Source organism: Streptomyces sp. NPDC111802, assembly GCF_055634335.1.
Genome location: NZ_JBVKCZ010000241.1, coordinates 1 through 1,117 on the forward strand (window position 1 = coordinate 1; position 1,117 = coordinate 1,117).

1 protein-coding gene is annotated in these 1,117 nt (G+C 68.2%); it reads right to left on the reverse strand.

The window, feature by feature from the left end; genetic code table 11:
* Positions 1 to 974 (reverse strand): transposase (locus ACZ7NC_RS45740; protein WP_471498435.1); only part of this gene is annotated, 974 nt, incomplete at its 3' end.
* Positions 975 to 1,117: the final 143 nt, after the last annotated feature.

Here is a 1,117-nt window from a genome sequence, read left to right on the forward strand (position 1 = left end):
ACCGGCTTCGGGGTTGCTCCGCTGGGCAGGTGGTCGATGTCCAGGCGGATCACTGTTCCCTCGACGATGGGGAGAGTGCCGTCGGCTGCTGCCCAGGAGGAGCGGTGGGTCAGCTTGGGGTGGAGCCGGTTCCAGGAGCGTGCGGTGGCGGTGCCGTAGAGGCGGGTGTCGGTGACGGTTTCGGTGTCCGGGGTGTCCCAGGTGTCGGGCTGGCCGAAGACGAACTGGCCTCCGTGCCGGGGCGGTCGGCCCATGGTGTGTGGCTGGCGTGGCGGGACAGCCCTGCGCAGGACTCGGTCCGATCGCATCCGGGCCAGGACCTGCACGGGCAGGTCGCCCAGGAGGAATGCCAGGCGAGGTGCGTCGTATCCGGCGTCCGCAAGGACGAGGATGTCTGGGTCACCCGCCTGCCACTGCCCTGCCGTGATCAATCGCTCCAGCAGATCACGTAGCTGCCGGGCGGCGAGGGCGGCGGAGTCGTCCCCGGGCGCCAGACGGAGTGCGTCCAGGGGCGCGGTCCATGAGCTGCGGCCTGGCTCGAGCGCGCAGATGATTGAGTAGGGCCAGCCGGGAACGGGGATGTGCTGGTCTTTGCCTCGTCCGTAGGTATGGCACAGGATCCGCTGTGGTGAGGTGTGGGCGTCGGGCCGCAGCCAGCAGGTGATGTCGATGGCCAGGACGAGCCGGCCGTCGGCAGCCCGCGGCAGTGGCACCGAGGCCAGGGCCCGCCGCAGCCGGCCGGTATCGACTCGGCCACGGGCGACAGCGGCGTAGAGCCCGCCATGACCGCGGCGGTGTTCGCCCACCAGCGACAGTTCGGCCAGCGACCTCACCGGACCGTCACCGCACAACACGGCATCAGCTAGCTCGAACAGCGCGTCCGAACGGGCGGCGAGACAGGAGTAGAACTCGTCCCGGAAGCGTGACAGTTCCGCCAACGCCTCCTGCCGGGCATCCCGATGCAGCAGACTCATTCTCACGGCCTTCGTGCTGGACGTGTGTGTTCCTTGGTCGGAGCACATGTTCAGACGAAGGCCGCTTCTGCGTACGGCAGTTACCGGACCGAGTGATCAAGTTCGACGCACCATTCGACGCCGGACGTTAAAGATCAAGCTAG